21 protein-coding genes are annotated in these 19,546 nt (G+C 41.9%); 4 read left to right on the top strand and 17 right to left on the bottom strand.

The genetic code is table 11. The features are described from left to right. Positions 1-12: 12 nt before the first annotated feature. On the bottom strand, positions 13-1,470 hold the full coding sequence (gene gltX, locus FN732_RS02200) for a glutamate--tRNA ligase (protein WP_142934200.1): 1,458 nt from the start codon (positions 1,468-1,470) through the stop codon (positions 13-15). A 47-nt stretch (positions 1,471-1,517) separates the two neighbouring features. Between gltX and FN732_RS02195 the strand changes: the two genes are divergently transcribed. Beyond that, on the top strand, positions 1,518-1,790 hold the full coding sequence (locus FN732_RS02195; protein ID WP_185954217.1) for an EscU/YscU/HrcU family type III secretion system export apparatus switch protein: 273 nt from the start codon (positions 1,518-1,520) through the stop codon (positions 1,788-1,790). Here the strand turns inward: FN732_RS02195 and flgM are convergent. From flgM to FN732_RS02150, 9 genes are read right to left on the bottom strand one after another with little or no spacing between them, the layout of a single operon-like run. Beyond that, positions 1,765-2,052 carry a flagellar biosynthesis anti-sigma factor FlgM gene (gene flgM / locus FN732_RS02190; protein WP_185954216.1) on the bottom strand — a complete coding sequence of 96 codons (288 nt, stop codon included), beginning with the start codon at positions 2,050-2,052 and terminating at the stop codon, positions 1,765-1,767. The two genes, FN732_RS02195 and flgM, sit on opposite strands and share 26 nt — an antisense overlap. 42 nt (positions 2,053-2,094) lie before the next feature. After that, the gene (locus FN732_RS02185; protein WP_185954215.1) at positions 2,095-2,808 is read right to left on the bottom strand and encodes a uroporphyrinogen-III synthase; all 714 of its coding nucleotides are present in this window, start codon (positions 2,806-2,808) and stop codon (positions 2,095-2,097) included. Further along, the gene (hemC, locus tag FN732_RS02180; RefSeq protein WP_142934185.1) at positions 2,799-3,734 is read right to left on the bottom strand and encodes a hydroxymethylbilane synthase; all 936 of its coding nucleotides are present in this window, start codon (positions 3,732-3,734) and stop codon (positions 2,799-2,801) included. Before hemC ends, FN732_RS02185 begins: the two co-directional genes overlap by 10 nt. 3 nt (positions 3,735-3,737) lie before the next feature. Beyond that, positions 3,738-5,012 (bottom strand): glutamyl-tRNA reductase, encoded by a 1,275-nt coding sequence (hemA, locus tag FN732_RS02175; protein ID WP_142934183.1) that lies wholly within the window; start codon positions 5,010-5,012, stop codon positions 3,738-3,740. A 2-nt stretch (positions 5,013-5,014) separates the two neighbouring features. After that, positions 5,015-5,833, bottom strand: a complete 819-nt coding sequence (locus FN732_RS02170; RefSeq protein WP_142934181.1) for a cytochrome C assembly family protein — start codon at positions 5,831-5,833, stop codon at positions 5,015-5,017. Between the two features lie 8 nt (positions 5,834-5,841). Beyond that, positions 5,842-6,597: a type I 3-dehydroquinate dehydratase gene (gene aroD, locus FN732_RS02165; protein WP_142934179.1), complete on the bottom strand. Its 756-nt coding sequence runs from the start codon at positions 6,595-6,597 to the stop codon at positions 5,842-5,844. Then, positions 6,597-6,938, bottom strand: a complete 342-nt coding sequence (locus tag FN732_RS02160; protein ID WP_142934177.1) for a DUF190 domain-containing protein — start codon at positions 6,936-6,938, stop codon at positions 6,597-6,599. Before FN732_RS02160 ends, aroD begins: the two co-directional genes overlap by 1 nt. A gap of 1 nt (position 6,939) precedes the next feature. Then, on the bottom strand, positions 6,940-8,649 hold the full coding sequence (pilB, locus tag FN732_RS02155) for a type IV-A pilus assembly ATPase PilB (protein WP_142934175.1): 1,710 nt from the start codon (positions 8,647-8,649) through the stop codon (positions 6,940-6,942). A 6-nt stretch (positions 8,650-8,655) separates the two neighbouring features. Beyond that, positions 8,656-9,324, bottom strand: coding sequence for a bacterio-opsin activator (locus FN732_RS02150; protein WP_142934172.1), 669 nt, complete (start codon positions 9,322-9,324; stop codon positions 8,656-8,658). Between the two features lie 88 nt (positions 9,325-9,412). Between FN732_RS02150 and FN732_RS02145 the strand changes: the two genes are divergently transcribed. From FN732_RS02145 to FN732_RS02135, 3 genes are read left to right on the top strand one after another with little or no spacing between them, the layout of a single operon-like run. Beyond that, on the top strand, positions 9,413-10,573 hold the full coding sequence (locus tag FN732_RS02145) for an N-acetylmuramoyl-L-alanine amidase family protein (RefSeq protein ID WP_142934170.1): 1,161 nt from the start codon (positions 9,413-9,415) through the stop codon (positions 10,571-10,573). Then, on the top strand, positions 10,574-11,869 hold the full coding sequence (gene aroA, locus FN732_RS02140) for a 3-phosphoshikimate 1-carboxyvinyltransferase (protein ID WP_142934167.1): 1,296 nt from the start codon (positions 10,574-10,576) through the stop codon (positions 11,867-11,869). Beyond that, positions 11,862-12,971, top strand: coding sequence for an MFS transporter (locus tag FN732_RS02135; protein WP_142934165.1), 1,110 nt, complete (start codon positions 11,862-11,864; stop codon positions 12,969-12,971). The genes aroA and FN732_RS02135 overlap by 8 nt, the downstream gene beginning before the upstream one ends. Here FN732_RS02135 and FN732_RS02130 read toward each other — a convergent pair. The 7 genes from FN732_RS02130 to queC form a co-directional block, all read right to left on the bottom strand. Further along, a complete protein-coding gene (locus FN732_RS02130; protein WP_142934163.1) occupies positions 12,943-14,181 on the bottom strand; it encodes a peptidase U32 family protein in 1,239 nt (412 codons plus the stop codon). The genes FN732_RS02135 and FN732_RS02130 overlap by 29 nt on opposite strands. Positions 14,182-14,395: 214 nt before the next feature. Then, positions 14,396-14,560, bottom strand: a complete 165-nt coding sequence (locus tag FN732_RS09545; protein WP_185954214.1) for a hypothetical protein — start codon at positions 14,558-14,560, stop codon at positions 14,396-14,398. Positions 14,561-14,573: 13 nt separating this feature from the next. Then, positions 14,574-15,155 carry a DUF6338 family protein gene (locus FN732_RS02125; RefSeq protein WP_221928589.1) on the bottom strand — a complete coding sequence of 194 codons (582 nt, stop codon included), beginning with the start codon at positions 15,153-15,155 and terminating at the stop codon, positions 14,574-14,576. Between the two features lie 93 nt (positions 15,156-15,248). Beyond that, positions 15,249-16,457: a homocysteine biosynthesis protein gene (locus FN732_RS02120; RefSeq protein ID WP_142934158.1), complete on the bottom strand. Its 1,209-nt coding sequence runs from the start codon at positions 16,455-16,457 to the stop codon at positions 15,249-15,251. A gap of 4 nt (positions 16,458-16,461) precedes the next feature. Further along, on the bottom strand, positions 16,462-17,778 hold the full coding sequence (gene rimO / locus FN732_RS02115; RefSeq protein ID WP_142934156.1) for a 30S ribosomal protein S12 methylthiotransferase RimO: 1,317 nt from the start codon (positions 17,776-17,778) through the stop codon (positions 16,462-16,464). A gap of 1 nt (position 17,779) precedes the next feature. Next, the gene (gene selD / locus FN732_RS02110) at positions 17,780-18,817 is read right to left on the bottom strand and encodes a selenide, water dikinase SelD (protein ID WP_142934154.1); all 1,038 of its coding nucleotides are present in this window, start codon (positions 18,815-18,817) and stop codon (positions 17,780-17,782) included. After that, the gene (gene queC / locus FN732_RS02105; RefSeq protein WP_142934152.1) at positions 18,810-19,517 is read right to left on the bottom strand and encodes a 7-cyano-7-deazaguanine synthase QueC; all 708 of its coding nucleotides are present in this window, start codon (positions 19,515-19,517) and stop codon (positions 18,810-18,812) included. Before queC ends, selD begins: the two co-directional genes overlap by 8 nt. Positions 19,518-19,546 lie beyond the last annotated feature (29 nt).

Below are 19,546 nucleotides of genomic sequence, written 5' to 3'. Positions count from 1 at the left end.
AACTCTATCTCCTTAGGATTTGAAGTGATTTAACGTGTTTTCAATTCTCCTCAAGGTTCTCTCCTTTCCAAGAAGTTCTACAAGAATAGGGAGCTCTACACCGCTCATCTTACCTGTAAGAGCAATTCTTACGGGCATAAACAGGTTTTTACCCTTAACTTTAAGCTCTTTTCCAACCTCCTTTACGAGCTTTTTAAACGAATCCTGGGAGAGCTCTCCATCAAATTTTTTTAGTTTTTCGTAAAAGAGTTCAATAACCTTAATTCTTTCGGGATTTTCTTTAAGGAATTCCTTGGCTTCATCAGATATTTCAAATTCGTCCTTTAAGAATGTTTCTATATACTTAGGAGCATCTGAGAGAACCGTAAAGTACTCCCTCGTTACTTCAAGGACTTTTTTTAACCAGTCCCTCTCAAACTTCGAAACGTCAAATCCTGCTTTTTCCAAGTAAGGAACTACGAGGTCTAAGAGCTTATCAAGGTCGTAGTTTCTGATGTAGACCTGATTTAACCAGTTGAGTTTCGTTGTGTCAAAGACTGCAGGAGCACTGTTTACGTCCCTTATGTCAAACCTCTCTATGAGCTCTTCCATTGAGAGAATCTCTTTCCCGTCCTTTGGATACCAGCCGAGGAGGGCCAAGAAGTTCGTAAAGGCCTCAGGTAAGTATCCCTTCTCCTTAAATTCTCTAACGGAGGTTGAACCGTGGCGCTTTGAAAGTTTGCTCCTGTCAGCTCCTAAAATCATGGGAAGGTGGGCAAACTGAGGAGGGTTAAAGCCAAGAGCCCTGTAGAGAAGTATCTGCTTTGGAGTGTTTGAAATGTGGTCCTCTCCCCTTATTACGTGGGTTATTTTCATCAGAGCATCATCAATTACAACAACAAAGTTGTAAACGGGCATTCCGTTTGAGCGAACAATGACAAAATCTCCTCCCAACTGCCTGCTGTTTATCCTTATTTCTCCCTTTATCAAATCGTTGAAAACTATTTCCTGGTCTTCAGGAACCTTGAACCTGAGAACAGGCTTTCTACCTTCTGCCTTCAATTTTTCCCTTTCTTCTTCCGTTAAATTCCTACACTTTCCGGTGTACCTTGGAGGTTCTCCCCTCTCAAGCTGCTTTTTCCTCATTTCCTCCAACTCTTCAGGAGTACAGTAACACTCGTAGACGAGTCCCCTTTCCTTCAACTTTTCAATGTACTCCCTGTAAATGTCCAACCTTTCAGACTGTCTGTAAGGCCCGTAAGGTCCTCCGACATCTGGTCCTTCGTCCCAGTTAATTCCCATCCACTTAAGTGCCTCGTATATAACATTAACAGCTTCCTCACTGTGCCTCTCTAAGTCTGTATCCTCAACTCTTAGAACAAACTTTCCACCGTTGTGCCTTGCAAACAGGTAGTTAAAAAGAGCTGTCCTTGCATTTCCAACGTGCATAAATCCGGTAGGACTTGGAGCAAACCTTACTCTAACGCTCATAAAACTCCTCCTAATAGAAATTGCTCTGGAATTTTATAATTAAACTTATGGAAGATGGAATTAAGAAGGCAGTAGCACTAAAGTATGAAAGGGAAAAGGATAGAGCTCCAAAAGTTGTAGCAAAGGGAAGGGGTATCGTTGCTGAAAAGATTGTTGAACTGGCAAAAGAGGTAGGAGTGGAAATTTTAGAGGACAGGGATTTGGTAGAGTTTTTGATAGCTCTCGATGTTGGAGAGGAGATTCCCCCAGAACTTTACAGAGCAGTTGCAGAAATTCTTGCCTACGTTTACAGGGTTAGTCACCGAAAATTTCCTGAATGATTGCCTCGGAAATTTTATGGGGATTAACCTGATACTTTCCCTCCTTTAGAGCTCTTTTTATCTCTTCAACCTTTTCCTTAGAAACTTTTGGAGGTTCAAAATCTCTAAGTTCTTTAGTTATTTCAACAGAGATTTCCCCAACAGAAGAGCTATCCGTAACATTGTTAGAGTATCTCTCTGAACTGTTATTTTCGCCATTTCTAACCCTTTTATCCTGACTTAGATATCTTAAAACTTCTGCAGAGAGCCTGTCTATTTTCAATACTCTTCCTCCGATTATCCTCAGTAATATTATCGGAAATTTTTAGGGAAATTTTAATTCCTTTTCTATTAAAGTTACAATCCCTTCCAAGGAAAATTCCTCGGGAAGTTTATAAACAGGTAATCCTCCTTCTATCAGGGCTCTCTCTGTTGTAGTTCCTATTGGAATTAACTTAGTTTCTTTGATGTACTCCCTTTGAACTATTCTCAAAAAGGTCTTTAGATTGGAAGGACTTGTAAAGGCCGCAAAATCAACACCCTTCTTAAAGAAATTTAGAACTTCTTCAGAGAGGGAAAAGTCTGAAATCGTCTCGTAAGAAATAACCTCCTCTACAACAGCACCATTTTTCCTTAAGAATTCAATAAAACTTTTGTTCGCTACCTTTGGTCTAACGATTAAAAACCTTTTCCCAGCTAAACTTTTTCCTTCAAACATGGAAATTAAACCGTTAGCACTGAATTTTTCAGGATAGGTAGACTCCAAACCGTAAATTTTAAGCAGTTTTGATGTTGATTTCCCAACAGATACAATAGAGTATTCTCTAAGTTTACTCGAATTAACCCTTGAGAGAAAATACTTTACGCCATTTTTACTTGTAAAGACGACAAAATCCGGCTGAAATGCATCCAATATCAGTGGATTAAAGTCCAAATATTTAGTTTTAATTAGGGGAACATCAAGGAGTTCTACCTTACCGGATAACCTCTCCTTTAGATTTTCCGGAAGTTTTGAAGAGATAAAGACCCTTACTGACACCTTAGGAGCTCCTCTAAAATTTCCCTTCCTCCTGCAGAGAGAAGCCTCTCGGCCACTGATACTCCTAACTTATCTGCTTCTTCAAGGTCCTTAACTTCAAAAACTCCCTCTTCCTTGTGGAAAAACTCCCCGTTAAGGTCTGAAATAAACGCCCTAACGTGAACCCTTTCTCCGTTAACAACTGTATAACACCCCAATGGAACCTGACATCCCCCCTCAACAGTCCTTAGAAAAGCCCTCTCAATAGTTGCAGCAACTTCAGATTCGGTTGAGTTTACTGCTTCCCTGACAATACTTTCTACTTCCTTATCCCCTTCCCTTCCTTCAATTCCTAAAATACCCTGAGATACGGAGGGAATCATAACGCTTGGAGAGAGAATTTCATCAATCTCTTCCTCCCAGCCAAGTCTCTTTACACCTGCAGCTGCAAGTATGATTGCATCGTAATTTCCTTCTTTAAGCTTTCTTATCCTCGTATCAACGTTTCCCCTTAAATCCTCTATCCTTAAATCGGGACGGATAATCTTTAACTGAGCCCTTCTACGTAAAGAGCTCGTTCCAACAACTGCACCTTCAGGGAGATTTGAAAGTGTGTACCTTCCGTTTGAAAGTAAAGCATCCCTCGGGTCCTCTCTATCTGAGAACGCCATAAGCTTTAAGCCCTCTGGAAGCTTAGTAGGAACGTCCTTCAGGCTGTGAACTGCTATATCAACCTCCCCTCTCAGCATTGCATCCTCAATCTCCTTTGTAAAGAGACCCTTATCTCCAATCTTTGCGAGGGGAACATCGAGAATCTTGTCTCCTTTCGTTGTTATCTTAACCAACTCTACCCTAACGTCCGGAAACTTCTTCTCTATTTGGAGCTTCACCCATTCAGACTGCCACAGTGCCAGTTTGCTCTTTCTCGTTCCTATTCTTATGACCATTCCCTACTCCTTTCCAAGTCCAAATATTTCCCTGAAAACCTGAACTATCTGGCTCTTACTCTCATCCTCTACAGCCTTCCTCTTTACATTTGTAATAGGTTGATGGAGGAGCTTGTTTATTATTATTCTCGTTATGTTGTTTACCTCCTCCTCCTGCTCGGGAGTCAAGTTGAGTTTTTTCAGCCTCTTTGATAGAACCTCTAACCTTATTGCCTCAGCTCTCTCTTTGAGCTCTGCAATGAGGGGGGCTATCTCAAGCTCCCTCATCCACTTTAAGAATCTCTCTACGTAACCCTCTATTATTTTCTTTGCAGTTTCAGCTTCCTTTAACCTCTCCCTTATGTTTGCCTCAACAACCTGTTGAAGGTCATCAATATCGTAAACGTAGAGGTTTTCATAGTTGTTTAGTGAAGGGTCTATATCCCTTGGGACGGCTATATCTATCAAAAACATCGGCCTGTTTGACCTCTCCTTTATCGAGGGTAGGACGTTTTCAGTTGTTAGGACGTAGCCGGGAGCTCCCGTTGAACTTATAACAATGTCGGATACTTTCAAAACTGAGGAGAGCTCCGTCAGAGGGAAGGGCTTTCCTCCGAACTCTTCAGCAAGCTTTTGTGCCCTCTCAAATGTTCTGTTTACAACAAATACATCTGAAACCCCGTTTGCGATTAGGTGTTTTACGGCAAGCTCTGCCATTTCACCTGCACCGATAATTGCAACGTTCTTGCCGTTTAAGGAACCAAATATCTTCTTTGCAAGCTCAACGGCTGCAAAACTTATAGAAACAGCATTTCTCGAAATTCCCGTTTCAGTTCTAACCCTCTTTGAGACCTTAAGGGCAGTTTCACAGAACCTGCACAGAACCGTTCCAACGGTTCCTAAATCCTTAGCCAATGAAAAGGCATCCTTAAACTGTCCCACGATTTGGGGCTCTCCAACAACCATTGAATCAAGACTTGAGGCAACGTAAAAGCCGTGTCTTACTGCATTCTTATCAATCTTTCTATAGAAGTGTCTGTTTATTTCATCAAGAGAGGAATTTTTTTCCTCTATCAAAAAGTCTATTAATTCCTTAAAAGGCGTCTCAGAACGGGTGGTAAAGTAAATTTCAACCCTGTTACAGGTTGAGAGGATGAAGATTTCGTCAATAGAATGAAAGGAGTTAAGCTTCAGCAGATTTCTCTCTAAGTCTTCATTCTTGAAAGAGAACTTCTCCCTTACCTCAACAGGAGCAGTCTTGTGACTCACCCCCAAACAGCACAGTTTTAACTCTCCCATCTCTACCCCTTAAACGAGTGGATATCCTTTGACGATAGAAAGTTTATCCCAAAGAAGTTTAACATTATCACAATGAAACCTAAAATGCTCAAATAGCACAGTTTCTTTCCCTTCCACTGAGCGTAAAGGTAGAGGTGGATAATTCCGGCATAGACGAACCAGGTTATGAGTGTAATGACCTGCTTGGGATGCCAGCTCCAGTAGGTTCCGAACAGTTTCTGTGACCAGACTGCTCCGGCAAACATTGAAAAAGTAATAAAGACAAAACCCAACGTAATAGAGTTGTAGACTATTGATTCAATTAGAGAAAGAGAGGGAAGTTTTTGGAAAAATATTGAAAACTTTTTTCTCTTCAAGTGCCTTTCAAATATCAGGTAGATTACTGAGAAAACGGCCGAAACTACAAAGGCACTGTAACCTATAAAGGCCGAAACTATATGAATTAAACCTACACTCCCAACGGGAAAGAGCTCCTTTGGTATCCCTGAGGAAATTGAGGAAGCAAACGACAGAATAAAAGCCCAGGGCATTAGAAAGGCACCTGAAAGTGAAATCCTGTGCTTAGTTGAAAAGTAGAGAAATACGGAAACAATACTGAGGGAGAATAAGAGTAGAGCTCCCTTAGGAGTAAAGAGGGATAAAGTTCCCTTTTCAAAAAGGAGAAGTATCAGACCGATAAGGTTTGTCAGGAACCCAAACCTTGCTGAGTAAAGACCGACTTTGGATACCTTTTCCTTTCTAACTATCAAGTAGAGCAAGTAGTGGAGGGAGGAGATGAAGTAAAGAACTGCAGTTGAGTATATAAAAACGTTGGAATTCATGACCTTAATTATATCACCTCAAGGAAATTTTGAGGGAAAAATTTCTCCCTCTGCTTTCTGTAGTCAGAGTAGAGGTTCGACAGGAGTTTAATAAGCCTTTCGGCCTCTATCTGACCCGGAGCCACTGGCCTGCCGAAGAACGTGTAGGTAAGTAGAGAACCGAAGGAAAAACCTACAACCCTTGTAAAAGCTCCAAACTCTCCCATTACAATGAAGATTTTTGGAAATTCAAATTTGGAAAGAAGACAACAGACCCTCGAAGCGTCATTCTTAACTCTTCCCATAAATGCAACCTTAACGATATCGGCCCCCTTTCCTTTTGCCCTTTCTAAAATTTCCTCTATTTCTGAATTTTCGGGAGTTTTTTTGAAATCGTGATAGGAAACTATCAGCTTTTTTCCCTTTTCTTTGCAGAGTTCCCTTACATCGTCAAGTATTTCACTTCTCAGTTCAACATCAACTGCTCCAGTAGCAGGGTGGGAAACTACACGTTTAAGGAGTTTTAACCTTTCAGACTCCGTTCCTTCAAACTTTCCACCCTCCCAAACGGGCCTTAACGTGGAGACTGCATAAAATCCGTAGTCGGCAACAGAATCTAAGAACTTCTTAAATTCATCGGGAGTTTTCTCTGGCAGTAAATCCAAACGGGCTTCAATCAGGTCTATCTTTAACCTGAGAGCTCTTTCCAGTCCTTCAACGTAGTTTTCTCCCAGAGCAACTATAACTCTTGGTATACTTCCCAACTCAACAGTTCCTATTTGCATTAACTTCCCCTATGTCTGTAAGAGATTACTTCCACATCCTGAAGGACAATAAGCCCCTCTTCTATTATTTCATCAATGACATTTAGGAAATCCCTAATCCTCTCTTCCCTGTCAATTATTTCAATAACAACGGGAAGGTCCTGTGAAAGGCGCCAGACCGAGAAGGTGCGGAGCTCCGAGTGAGCTCCTATACCGGCAGCTGCCTTAAAAACGGTAGCTCCCGAAAGTCCATTTTCCTTAACAAGTGTTAATATATATTCCCACAAAGGTTTTCCTCTATACTTATCTTCCAAACCTATGAAAATCCTAAGTAGTTTCCTCTTCCCTACTAACCCCTTCAATTCAGTAACTCCTTGTTACCCTGAGTATCTCCTCAGGAGTGGTAATTCCTTTTGCTATTTTTATTTTACCTATCTCTCTAAGCGTTCTCATTCCGTATTTCTTGGCAATTATCCTTATTTCATCTGCAGTTTTTCCCTTAATTATTGCATCCTTAATTTCAGGAACAACCTCCATAACCTCGTAAAGCCCAATCCTTCCCTTGTATCCTGTATAGTTACACTTTTCACAACCCATTCCCTTGTAGGTTTTTAATCCCTTTATCTCCTCATCGGTAAAACCGACTTCCTTAAGAACCTCAACTGGGTAATCGTATGGAGCTTTACAGTAGGGACAAATCTTTCTGGCAAGTCTTTGAGCAACTACGAGTATAATAGATGAGGCAACTAAGAAAGGTTCAATCCCCATGTCTACAAGTCTTGTTACCGTACTGGGGGCATCGTTAGTATGGAGGGTTGAAAGGACAAGGTGACCTGTTAGAGCAGCCTCTATCGCAATCTCTGCCGTTTCAGTATCCCTTATCTCACCTACCATAATTATATCAGGGTCCTGTCTTAAAAAGGACCTTAAAACTCTTGCAAATGTTAAACCTATTTCAGGAATAACCTGAACTTGATTTATTCCATAAATGTTGTACTCAACCGGGTCCTCAACCGTCATAATGTTCACTTCTGGCTTATTAATAGTCATAAGGACAGAGTAGAGAGTAGTTGTTTTACCGGAACCGGTTGGGCCTGTAACTAAAATCATTCCATAGGGCGAATGGATGGCCTCCATTAAAAGCTTATATTCCCTGTCTTCTAAGCCCAATTCAGAGAGATTTAACTTCAGAGAGCCTCTATCAAGAATTCTCAAAACTACCTTTTCTCCAAACACCGTTGGGACTGTCGATACCCTAAAGTCTATCTGCCTTCCTTGAAAGGTAGCCTTCATTCGGCCATCCTGTGGCAACCTCTTCTCTGCTATATCAAGCCCACTTAGAACCTTTATTCTCGCAACGATGGCATCCTTTATATCTGGGGAATACTTTGCAACAATGTGGAGAATACCATCTATCCTGTACCTGATTCTCACTTCCTTTTCAAAGGGTTCGATGTGGATATCGGAAGCTCCCTTTTTAAGGGCTTCGAGAATAATTGCATTGACAAGTTTAACTATTGGAGCCTGAGAGGCTAAGCTCTTCAGGTCATCGAGAGTAATAACCTGAGAGGTTTTTGATGATAGAGAAAGAGTCTCCTCCTTTTCCCCCGTTTCTTTGCCAAGTTCAATCTCTTCTTTTATTTTTGAAAAGAACTCCTCCTCAGCCTTTCCGTAAATTTCCTCCAACTTTTCCTTTATTCTAAACGTCAGAGCAACGTAAGGTTCAACCCTAAATCCTGTTGTGAACCTTACCCTTTCCCTTGCTTGAATGTTGGAAGGGTCTGCCATTGCAAGTCTAAGAACAGGTCCTCTCTTTTCAAAGGGAAGAACGAGTAGCTTTTCCGCCGTAGCTCTTGGAATTACTTTAACTATATCTATTGGAATCTCTTTCTTCCTTAAGTCCACATAAGGAACACCGTAAAATTCCGAGAGGAGTGAGAGAAGTTTTTCCTCAGAGAGGATTTTCTTTTCTATTAATTTTTTTTCCCAGTCCTCCCCCTCAAGAAGTTGAGGGGGAAGGCCTAACCTATCAATAATAAACTGTTTAAGTTTTCCCTCATCTAACCTGTTCATAAGCAGTTAAGATTCCTTTACAGAATTAGCCAATTTATGTAGTAAGTCTGCTGGGCTCTTAATGGGAAACTCTATTTTATCAACTAACTCTTCGGCTTGTTTATCCTTGACTTTAATCCCTTTTAAACGTTCCTTTAACTCCTCTTTACTGGATTCCTCAACGGGAAAATCCATGCCCTTAATGGCCTTCAGCACATAAACTGGCCAGACAAGACCTATATCGGGACACGTCTGTGCAGGTTGACCTGACTCAACGGCTTCCATGGGTTTCTTAACGTACTCCTCACATACAGAAGAAATAAACGCTATGTAGTCGTTACCGCTCTTCACTTCCTCGTATGCCTTCTTAGCAAGGCCTCCAGCGGTATGTACTTTTACTTCTTTACTCTCAAGCTCCCCCTGGAGTTTCGCCATTACAAGCTCAGGGTCTGCAGAGAGCATATTCCTTACAGTTTGCTTTGTAATTCCTATAAACTCTGCAATTTCATCGTCCGTTTTCATCGCTTCGTTCTTTAAAACAACTGCATATGCCGCTTCCATTAAACTCGGAACCCAAGTTAAGTTTCTGTACTCAAAGAGTGCCCTAGGACCACCAATCAACTCCAAGGCCTTTAAGAATACCCTTAATGCAAGAGCATCGTAATCAACTTCCTTTGGTTGAACTTCTATTACCATATCTCCCTCCTCTTTAGGTTTTGTCCTACTTTTTATTATAGCCCTAAAAAGTAAAAATTGTTAGAATAGCCAATAAAGAGAGGAATGAATGAACAGAAGGGAGCTCCTTAAAGTTCTCCTATTGGGAAGTGCTCTTGAACTCTTAACGGAAGCAGCTTCTGCGAGAATTCGCAGAACTGTAATATACAGTGTTAGATATTCCTCAAATGGTGAGAGAACGAGAATTGTCCTTGACTGTTCCGGGGAAATTCCAAAGAGGAGAATAAGGGAGAAACTGAAGGAAAGGGAGCTCTGGTTAGAGATAGAGGGTGCTGGAGCTGTTAGAAGACTTAAGAAGAAACTCAAAAGTCCTTTGGTAAGGGAAGTTACAGTTTATCCGATTAACAGGCGTAGAACAAAGGTCAAAATAACCCTTAAAAATTACCACAGGTTTAAGATATTTGGACTTAAATCCTGCAGAGGGAAGCCATTTAGGATAGTGGTTGACGTTTTTCCTGAATTCATTCCCATAAGCTGTAAGGTTAGGAGAGTTCCAAAGAGGGTTGTTGTATTAGACCCGGGACACGGAGGAAAGGACCCGGGAGCTGTCTGGCCAGTTAGGTCTAAACACCCAACTATTGAGGAAAAGAGGATTACATTATCCATTGCTTTCAAGGTAAGAAAACTCCTATCAAAGAGAAGTGACATAAAAGTTGTAATGACTCGAACGAGGGACGTTTATGTTCCACTACTCAAGAGGGCAGAGATTGCTGCAAAGGAGTGTGCTGATGCTTTTGTAAGTATCCACGCAGATTCAATGCCAAACTATCCACAGTGGAGTGGAGTAACCGTTTTCAAAGCCTCTCCCCACCTCTTTGCAAAGGCAGAGAGAACTGCTATGGCCGTAGCCAAGAAGATAAGAATCTGCAACGATGTTATGTGCTGGAGTATAACACCAACTCTGATAAACCTCTCAACAACGGTAACCTTTGCCGAAAGCTCAAAATTGGCTGAGGCCATTGTTAGAGACCTAAAGGCACGTGTAAATGATGACCTTGTAAACGGAATAAGGGATATGCAGAGAAACATCGTTGTTCTTAAAACACCGGGAAGACCTGCAGTTTTAATAGAAAGTGGCTTTTTAACCAACCCTTTGGACAGGAGGAGACTCCTTAGAAGTAGCTATCAGTGGGAGATAGCTAAGGGAATAGCAAAGGGAATTGAGGATTATTTATACTCTCTAAATAACGTTGCTTTGATTGAGGGATAGATGGCTGTTTTTCACTTTAGGGGAAAGAAATTATCTGGAAAACTTAGAACACCTTCAGACAAGTCAATCTCACACAGGGCTGTAATGCTTGGAAGTTTGAACAGGGGAAAAACCGTTGTAAGGGAGTTTTTAAGGTCTGAGGACTGCCTCAATACACTTAAGGCATTTGTTGAATTGGGTGCGGAGATTGATGACAGGGAAGATGAAATTGTTATCAACGGAAAAGGGAAACAGTCATTAAAGGAGCCCTTTAACGTTTTAGACCTCGGAAACTCTGGAACTTCTATCCGATTGATTTCTGGAATTCTATCTGGCCAACCCTTTTATTCGGTTCTAACGGGAGACCAGTACCTGAGAAAAAGGCCTATGGACAGAATTGCAGTTCCCCTCAGAACGATGGGAGCCCAGATATTTGGAAGGGAAGGGGGAAAGTACCCTCCGTTAACAATAATAGGAAAGAGAAAACTTAAAGGTATAGACTACAAAAGCCCTAAGGCCTCAGCTCAGGTGAAGTCCGCAGTCCTACTTGCCGGGCTCTTTACGGATGAGCCTGTATCCGTAACAGAACCTGCAAAGAGCAGAGACCACACAGAGAGGATGTTAAGGGCCTTCGGGGTTGATGTTGAGGTGGATGGCTTAACGGTTAGACTTGGAAAAAACAGAGAATTGGAAAGGGACATTGAGATAACTGTTCCTGCCGATATATCATCTGCCGCATTCTTCATGGTAGGAGCTGCTGTAACTCCAAACTCTGAAGTTGTTTTGAGGGAAGTAATAATAAACCCTACAAGGACAGGGATTTTAAAGGTTTTTGAGAGAATGGGTGTAGATTACGAGGTCTTTAACGTTAAATCCTCATCAGGTGAGGAAATTGCAGATATTAGAGTTAGGTACTCTCCAAATATAAAAGGAATTGAAATCGGAGGAAGCGATATTCCAACGCTTATAGATGAGATTCCGATAATTTCACTCCTTGCAACACAGGCAGAAGGAGAGACAGTGATTAGAGATGCGGAGGAGCTCCGCGTAAAGGAGAGTGACAGGATAAAAACAACCGTTGAAAACTTAAGAAATATAGGGGGTGATGCCGAGGAACTTCCAGATGGACTAATTGTTAGGGGGAAAACGAAACTGAAGGGAGGCAAGGTCTTCTCCCATGGAGACCATAGAATTGCAATGACGTTTACTGTTGCCTCCCTGATAACAGAAAATCCCGTTGAAATTGATGACGTTGAATGTATATCAACGTCCTATCCGGGATTTTTTGATGATCTTAAAAAGGTTCTGAATGAATAGAAACCTTATTCTATTGAGCTTAACCAGTTTTTTAACTGACCTTTCAAGTGAAATAATAACTACGCTTCTCCCACTTCTCCTTATTCAGATTGGAGGGGGAAGTGTAGCCTTAGGGACGTTAAGTGGACTCAGGGAGCTTGTATCAAATCTCCTAAAACCAATATCGGGAGTAATATCCGATAAGTTTGAAAGAAGGAAACCCTTAGTAATTGCTGGTTATGCCACTTCATCAATTTTTAAGTTCCTAATTGCCGTTTCAAACTCCGTATCCCAAATTGTCCTATTCTCAGCCTTAGAGAGGGTTGGAAAGGGCATCAGAACTGCTCCAAGGGATGCACTTCTATCAATTTCAAAGGAGAAGGGAAGAAGCTTTGGAATCCACAGGAGTGCGGATACGGCAGGAGCTCTCTTAGGGGTTATATCGACACTCCTTCTCATAAAATCGGGAGTGACCATCAAGGATGCCATTTTTGTTGGAGCTCTTGTATCAGTCTTTTCCCTCGTTCCTCTCTTCTTTTTAAAGGAAACTCAGGGAGAATCAGAAGAGAAAGGGAAAGGCAAAAGAGAAGAGAAACCTATTGGCAAAATTATCCTTGTCCTGTCACTCTACGCCTTTGGAGCTGTAAGCCCGATGTTCCTGATTTTTGAAACGGGTAAACTCCTATCAAACCAAAAGGCAGTCCTATTCTACCTATTTCTAAATATCGCCTACCTAATTGTTTCCTATCCGTTAGGAGCTCTCTCAGACAGGGTAGGAAGGAGGAAAGTCCTTTTTTTAGGGTATACCTTTACAGGACTCTCTCTCTCACCGTTAGGATTTAAAACAACTGAGCCCTTTCTCCTTCTATCGTTCGTTCTGTATGGAGTTGGAGCAGGAGTTACGGACGGGGTTCAGAGAGCTCTCATAGGAGACCTCTTTAAGGAAGAGAGGAGGGGAACGGGATACGGAGTGTTTCAGGGAGCTATGGGAGTAAGTGGACTTCTTGGAAACCTTTCCTTAGGATACCTGTTAAACTCACTAAGCAATACGGCTTTTGTTCCATTTTCCCTCGTCTGCTTTCTTTCGGCCGTCTCTATACTGAGGATAGAGAGGGAGTCTTAACTTCCCTCCTTCTTAAAAGGGAGTTCTCTGGAATTTCAACCTCTCTGTCAAACTCTATCAGAGCTCTCTGGTTGGGATTTGCAGCTCCTGATGGAACAAATTTCCCTTTCTTCTCAACGTAAATTCCTAAAATCTTAAGTTTCAAAACGTTGGCAGAAGGAGTAAAAACTTCAACCTCATCACCGACTTCCAATCTGTTCCTTACATCCCAGAGGTTCCCTCTGTGTATTCCTAAAAATTTGTAGTCCCTTATGTAGGAGCTGGTCTCGTAGTGCTGGAGAATTTCATCTCCTCCCTTTAAAAATCCAAGGGTGTAGGGTCTATGGCTCACCTTTTCAAGCTCAGAGTAAAGAGTTGGAAGTTCCTTTTTAAAGAGTTCTTTGTCACTTAACAGAAGGTTTAGAGCTCTCTTATAGACACTTGTAACAACTGCAACGTAGTATGCAGACTTTACCCTTCCCTCAATTTTTAAGGAATCGACACCGGCAGAAACCAATTCATCCAAAACTGGTAAAGCACATAGGTCCTTCGAGTTAAATATGTAAGTTCCGTTTTCATCCTCCTCAATGGGAATAAACTCCCCAAGCCTTGTCTCCTCAACCAAGTAGTACTTCCACCTACAGCTCTGTGAACAGGCTCCCTTGTTGCTCTCCCTGTATGAGAGGTAGTTAGATAGAAGACACCTTCCCGAATAGGCCATACACATTGCACCGTGAACAAAGACCTCTAACTCCATTTCCGGGACTTCTTCCTTTATTCTCCTTATCTCCGGAATTGAGAGTTCCCTTGCCAGAACAATCCTACTTGCACCTAAATCCCTGTATACCTTTACGGCTCTGTAGTTTGTTGTATTGGCCTGAGTGCTAATGTGGACATCAATTTCCGGAGCTCTCTCCTTGACGGTTGATAAAACGCCCAAGTCTGAAACGATGAAGGCATTAGGTTTTAATTCCTTAACCTCATCAACAAACTTTTCTATTGATTTGAAGTCATCATTCCTTGCAAAGGCATTGAGGGTAATGTAAACCTTTACACCCCTCTTATGAGCATATTCAATCCCCTGTGCCATTTCCTCTAACGTAAAGTTACCCGCCTTAGCCCTCAAGTTGAAAAGTTTTCCTCCCAAATAGACGGCATCTGCACCAAAGTCAACTGCAAACTTTAGTTTTTCCAAATTCCCAGCAGGGGATAAAATCTCAGGTCTCTTCACACAACCTCCTAAAATATAGTAATAAAGTATGCTCCTTAATTAAATCACTCATAAAACTCGAGAATAACTTTATATAAATACTGAATCTCTATAATTCACAGTCCTTTCTATTCCAATTATTAAGAACATTCAAGTTACATTCTGAAATCTCGGTAATCTATTGACTATTAGCCTATAATTTCACTACTAAACTAAATTTCACTGCTTTAATAGTTTATTTTCCCTTTTTATCAGACTGCAGATTACTCTTCGGAGGAACTCCAGATCCTCCTTGAGGAGGATTCCCTAAGTTTCCTTGGGTGGGCTGATATCCTTTTTTAATATATCCTTGTTTACTTTGCTCGGACGAGGTTACCTCACTTTTATTTCTTTCCTTCAATTTTCTTTCCCTCCTATTTAAAAAGTTCTACTGCTAAAATCTCATCACCCAATATTATTATTCCTTGAGAACTCTCCACTGGTTCTTTAAATCTACCGTTCTCATCTAATTTCCATACTTCTTCTAAATATATTTGCTCTTTTGAAGGATAAGAAGATGCAAACGAATTAGTGCTAAATTTTCCTCCTATTTTCCTTCCATCTTTGAGATGAATGATTACCCAATAAGAGTTTCCCCTACGGAATACGTAATCCCATGGACTTTGAATGGGATGTAAAATATACTTAGAAAGGAAGGTACTTGTTGATATTTTAAAATAGATAATCGGCCATAAAATAGGAGCAATAAACATTATTAGAAATAAGAAAATGAAATATAAGATTTTATGATAAATAAAAAATTTAGTTGAATGCATCAAAATAATCAGCCAGGAAAAAGCTGCAAAGTTCAGAGAACTATAACCAATAGCATCTAAAAGGTAATTACTTCTCTCTTTACTAGCAACTAGCAAACTATAAACTTTACTAGATATAAACCCTGGGATAAAAAATATCAAAAATAGTATTAACTTATTCAATTCCCAAATACCACCCATAAAAGGCACCTCGATTAGGTTACTCTATCATATAATCTAACATATTTCATACGTTTATTTTTATGATGCTGAAGTCAAACTAATACTAATATATTAGTATTCCCTGTCGTACTCTATAACAACGTTTGGCTCTGGAGCCGGAAGGGTTTCTGCAGGCTCTGATATTTCAAACTTTCCGCTCCTTATCCACTCCTTCAGTATCTCTGCAATCTCCCTTGCCTTGAAGTAGGATGACACGGGAGAGGTTGGAACCTTCTTTCCTTCTATCTCTATGAAACCCCTTCGGAGCTCCCCGTAACTTACATACTTTATCGGCTTTGGATTTCCGGACGGATAGTCAACAGAGTAGTCTATAACTGGGGCAAATATCTCATCGTCCTTAACCGAAGTGTAGTATGCAATCCTCTCGTTCAGGATGGGAATTGGAATTCCAATTCCAACAAACATTGAAACTCCGTACCCCAAGATAGACGCAGCCTTTATAAAGTCCGTTGACATCTGTTTCATATCGCCGACAACCATCAACGTTCCAGCTCCCTCCATCGGTTGCCCCTTCTTACTCCTCCTAACGCCAAAGGGAGAGTGTTGGGTTCCGTGAAAGGCCACGTAACCAATTCCACCGCCTAAGAATATTCTCGTTCCAATTCCTATTGTTTCGAAGAAGGGGTCGTTCATAAGGGGAGAGAGCTGCCCTGCTCCTGAATAGGTTGCATTTCCAAAGTTTGGCTTTAGCGTTCCCATGTACGTGTAGATGGTTCGAGAGGACTTATTAACTGCAACGTTGTAGTTCTGATATGCATTCCTCGGACTGCACAGAATTGCATCGTTTATTGTTTTTATGTTTATGAGCTTCTTAATCTCCCTCCTCGGGTAGCAGTCCGTTCCGTAGGCGTAGGCCTCAAGTTCAATATCCTCTCCAGCAATCAACTCCTCTATAACGTGGGCTCCACCGTACTCAAACCTTCCCGGATACACTTCGTTTCTCGGGTCGTTCTCAGGAAGGGCAGTAGCCCCAATGTAGAGGTCAACGGCAGCAATCCCTCCGTAGGCTGGAACGCCGTTTAGATAAATCTCCTCCATCTTCATTCTCGGCTTTGTGTGACCGACGTTCAGAAAAGCACCGGAGGAGCACATTGCCCCAAAGGTTCCTGTAGTAACAACATCAACTTCCTCTGCAGCTTTAACAACTCCCATTTCCTCAACAATCTCTATCATCTCTTCGGCCGTAACAACTACAGCCTCACCCTTCCTTATCTTCTCGTTAATCTCTTTATACGTTTTATTGACTTTGAACTTTTCCATCCTGCTACTCCGCCTCTTTTCCTTCGTTTGATGGTTCTGCAATTAAATCAACGTTGCTTGCAAGTTCCGTAACTTTCCCTCTAACGATTTCTCCGGGTTTGAACGAACCTTTCAGGTAAACAATTCCATCTATCTCGTAGGCATTCCTGTAGCTCCTTGCCTCCCAAAACCCCGGCATCTCGTCACTCTCTCTATCAACAATTAAATCAAACTCCTTTCCTACAAGTCTCTTATTTTTCTTCTCATAAATCCAGAACTGTGTCTCCTCTAAGAGGGAGAGTCTTGACTCCTTAACCTCGCCTGGCAAATCCTCCAATTTGTAGGCAACGGTTCCCTCTTCACTGTAGTACTTGAAAAATCCGACCCAGTCAAACTGGTAGTCCTTTATAAAGGAGTGGAGCTCCTCAAACTCCCTCTCTCCTTCTGTGGGAAAGCCAACTATAAAGGTCGTTCTTATGGCTATTCCCGGAATTCTCCTTCTCAGTTTTTCTATCAGTTTTTCTGCATCCCCTCTTGTGTACTTCCTTCCCATTGATGAGAGAACCTTGTCGCTGATGTGCTGCAGTGGAACGTCCAAGTACTTAACAACCTTTTCAGAGTTTGAAATGAAGTCTATGAGGGAATCGGAAATGTGGGAGGGATAGGTGTACATCAGCCTTATCCACTCAATTCCCTCTATTCTTTCGAGTCTTTCTAAGAGTTTTAAAAGCCCATTCCTCTCACCCCTATCGTAGAGGTAGGCGGTTGTATCCTGGGCTATTACGTAGAGCTCCCTCACTCCCAAATCGGAAAGTCTCTTTGCCTCATCAAAAACCTCATCAATGGGTCTGCTCCTCAGTCCTCCCCTTATGAGGGGAATTGCACAGTAGGTACACCCGTTTGAACAGCCTTCAGAAATCTTCAAGTAGGCTATATGTTTGGGAGTTAGAATCTCCCTCAAAAGGTAGGGTTTTGAGTAGGAAACCTTTCTATTTAGAATTTTTTCAACGCTACTCAAAATCTCGTTTGTTCCAATAAAGGAATCAACCTCGGGGAGCTCCTTTTTAAGCTCCTCCTTATACCTCTGATAGAGACATCCTGCAACGACCACCTTCTTTTCAGGATTCTCCTTCTTCTCCTCAATGGCATTAAGAATCTCGTCTATCGACTCCTCCTTTGCAGGCTGAATGAAACCGCACGTGTTAACTAAGATTATGTCAGCATCCTGAAGGTTATCCACAAAAACAACGTCACCTGTGGCCTTTAACAGGCCAACCATCGTTTCCGTATCAACCAAGTTCTTAGGGCATCCAAGACTTATAACAGCAACCTTCTTCTTCAATTCACCTTACCTCTATTCTGTTTCCTCCCGTAATTCTACCTACCACCCTGCTCCAGAGCTCCCCTCTCTCCTTCAACTTTTCAAGGAGCTCTGACAATTTTTCCTCAGGTACAGAGATTAAAAGCCCTCCAGAGGTTTGAGGGTCAAAGAGAAGCATTTTCAGGTCGTCGTTAAATCCATCTGGAAAAACTACGCTATCTCCAACGTACTCCTCGTTATCGTAGGTAGCAGCAGGTAAAAGTCCCATACCTGCGTAGTTAAGAGCTCCCTCTAAAATAAGAAACTCTGAGGAGTAAACTTCAGCTCCAACACCGCTAAATTTAACCATTTCGTAGAGGTGTCCCAAGAACCCGAACCCTGTAACGTCGGTACATGCACTTATCCCTACCTCTACCATTACCTCTGAGGCAATTTTATTGAGGTGAACCATGACCTCTGTGACTCTCTCAACCTCTTCCTCTGTTGCCATGTCTGCCTTTACTGCAGTAGTTAGGACGCCAATTCCTAAAGGCTTTGTATAGACTAAAAAGTCTCCAGGCTTTGCAGTTGAATTCCTTACAATTTTTTCTGGGTGAATAGTTCCCGTAACTGAGAGTCCGTACTTCGTCTCTAAGTCGTCAACGGTATGTCCTCCCACAAGTGAAACTCCTGCCTCCCTTAACTTATCGGCTCCTCCCCTTAAAATCTCAGTTAAGAACTCCTCGGGGACTCTACACGTGTCAAACATTAAGAGGTTTACAGCAGTAATAGGCTTTCCTCCCATTGCATAAACGTCAGAAAGGGCATTGGCCACGGCAACCTGTCCGTAATCGTAAGGGTCATCAACAACCGGAGTAATGAAGTCTGCAGTCTGAACAAGGGCCAGTTCATCACTCAGCCTGTAAACTCCTGCATCCTCGGAAGTATCCATCCCAACTAAAACGTTCTCATCCTTGGGAAAACTTATCTGAGATAGGGCTCTCTCAAGCCCGACCGGGCTGAGTTTTGCTCCTCAGCCGGATGCCCTGACGGTCTGAGTTAACTTAAACTTCCTACTCAAGTATCTTTCCCTCCTCTTTCAACCTCTTTATAAGGTGGTCCTCCTCTCCAACTTCTGCCCAACCCTTGGCCCTCAGTATACAGCTATCACACCTCATACAGGGAACTTCCTCTCCCCTGTAGCATGAGATGGAGTAGGAGTAATCGGCTCCAAGTGAAAGCCCAAGTTTTATTATCTCACCTTTTGTTAACTTTATTAAAGGAGCATGGATTTTCCAATCTTTCCCCTCACTTCCTAACTTCGTTCCCCTGTTTAAGGCCTCCTCCATTGCAGAGAGGAACTCGGGCCTACAGTCAGGGTAACCGCTGTAGTCAACGATGTTCCATCCCCCAACGATGTTAGTAGTTCCCCTACTTTCGGCGTAAGACGCAGCTATAGATATAAAAACCCCATTTCTAAATGGAACGTAGGTTATCGGAATTCCCCTCTCCTCTATCTCCTCAACAGATTTAGTTTCAGGAACCTCCAAGTTCTTATCCGTCAGGGCAGAACCTCCAAACTTTGAAAGGTCCACCTCAAAGAGGAGGTGTTCATCAACTTTTGCCCTTTCAGCCGTTTTCTTGGCCATTTCAACCTCTATAGAGTGCCTCTGACCGTAGTAAAAGGTTATGGCGTAAACTCTTCTGAACTTTCTCTTTGCCCAGTAAAGAGCGGTTGTTGAGTCGAGTCCACCTGAAAAAATCACAACAGCAGAGTCCATCTTCATCTCCTTAAACGGGTTTGACTGGT

The sequence above is a fragment of the Balnearium lithotrophicum genome (assembly GCF_900182585.1).
GTDB classification, from domain to species: Bacteria; Aquificota; Aquificia; order Desulfurobacteriales; family Desulfurobacteriaceae; genus Balnearium; species Balnearium lithotrophicum.
This window is presented reverse-complemented; position numbering and strand designations above follow the sequence as displayed.

Coding starts and splice junctions, on each gene's coding strand:
- FN732_RS02145 (WP_142934170.1), top strand. CDS start 9,413: ATGAACAGAAGGGAGCTCCTTAAAGTTCTCCTATTGGGAAGTGCTCTT.
- aroA (WP_142934167.1), top strand. CDS start 10,574: ATGGCTGTTTTTCACTTTAGGGGAAAGAAATTATCTGGAAAACTTAGA.
- FN732_RS02150 (WP_142934172.1), bottom strand. CDS start 9,324: ATGGTAATAGAAGTTCAACCAAAGGAAGTTGATTACGATGCTCTTGCA.
- FN732_RS02120 (WP_142934158.1), bottom strand. CDS start 16,457: ATGGAAAAGTTCAAAGTCAATAAAACGTATAAAGAGATTAACGAGAAG.
- aroD (WP_142934179.1), bottom strand. CDS start 6,597: ATGCAAATAGGAACTGTTGAGTTGGGAAGTATACCAAGAGTTATAGTT.
- FN732_RS02135 (WP_142934165.1), top strand. CDS start 11,862: ATGAATAGAAACCTTATTCTATTGAGCTTAACCAGTTTTTTAACTGAC.
- FN732_RS02170 (WP_142934181.1), bottom strand. CDS start 5,833: ATGAATTCCAACGTTTTTATATACTCAACTGCAGTTCTTTACTTCATC.
- FN732_RS02125 (WP_221928589.1), bottom strand. CDS start 15,155: ATGGGTGGTATTTGGGAATTGAATAAGTTAATACTATTTTTGATATTT.
- queC (WP_142934152.1), bottom strand. CDS start 19,517: ATGGACTCTGCTGTTGTGATTTTTTCAGGTGGACTCGACTCAACAACC.
- pilB (WP_142934175.1), bottom strand. CDS start 8,649: ATGAACAGGTTAGATGAGGGAAAACTTAAACAGTTTATTATTGATAGG.
- gltX (WP_142934200.1), bottom strand. CDS start 1,470: ATGAGCGTTAGAGTAAGGTTTGCTCCAAGTCCTACCGGATTTATGCAC.
- hemC (WP_142934185.1), bottom strand. CDS start 3,734: ATGGTCATAAGAATAGGAACGAGAAAGAGCAAACTGGCACTGTGGCAG.
- hemA (WP_142934183.1), bottom strand. CDS start 5,012: ATGGGAGAGTTAAAACTGTGCTGTTTGGGGGTGAGTCACAAGACTGCT.
- FN732_RS02195 (WP_185954217.1), top strand. CDS start 1,518: ATGGAAGATGGAATTAAGAAGGCAGTAGCACTAAAGTATGAAAGGGAA.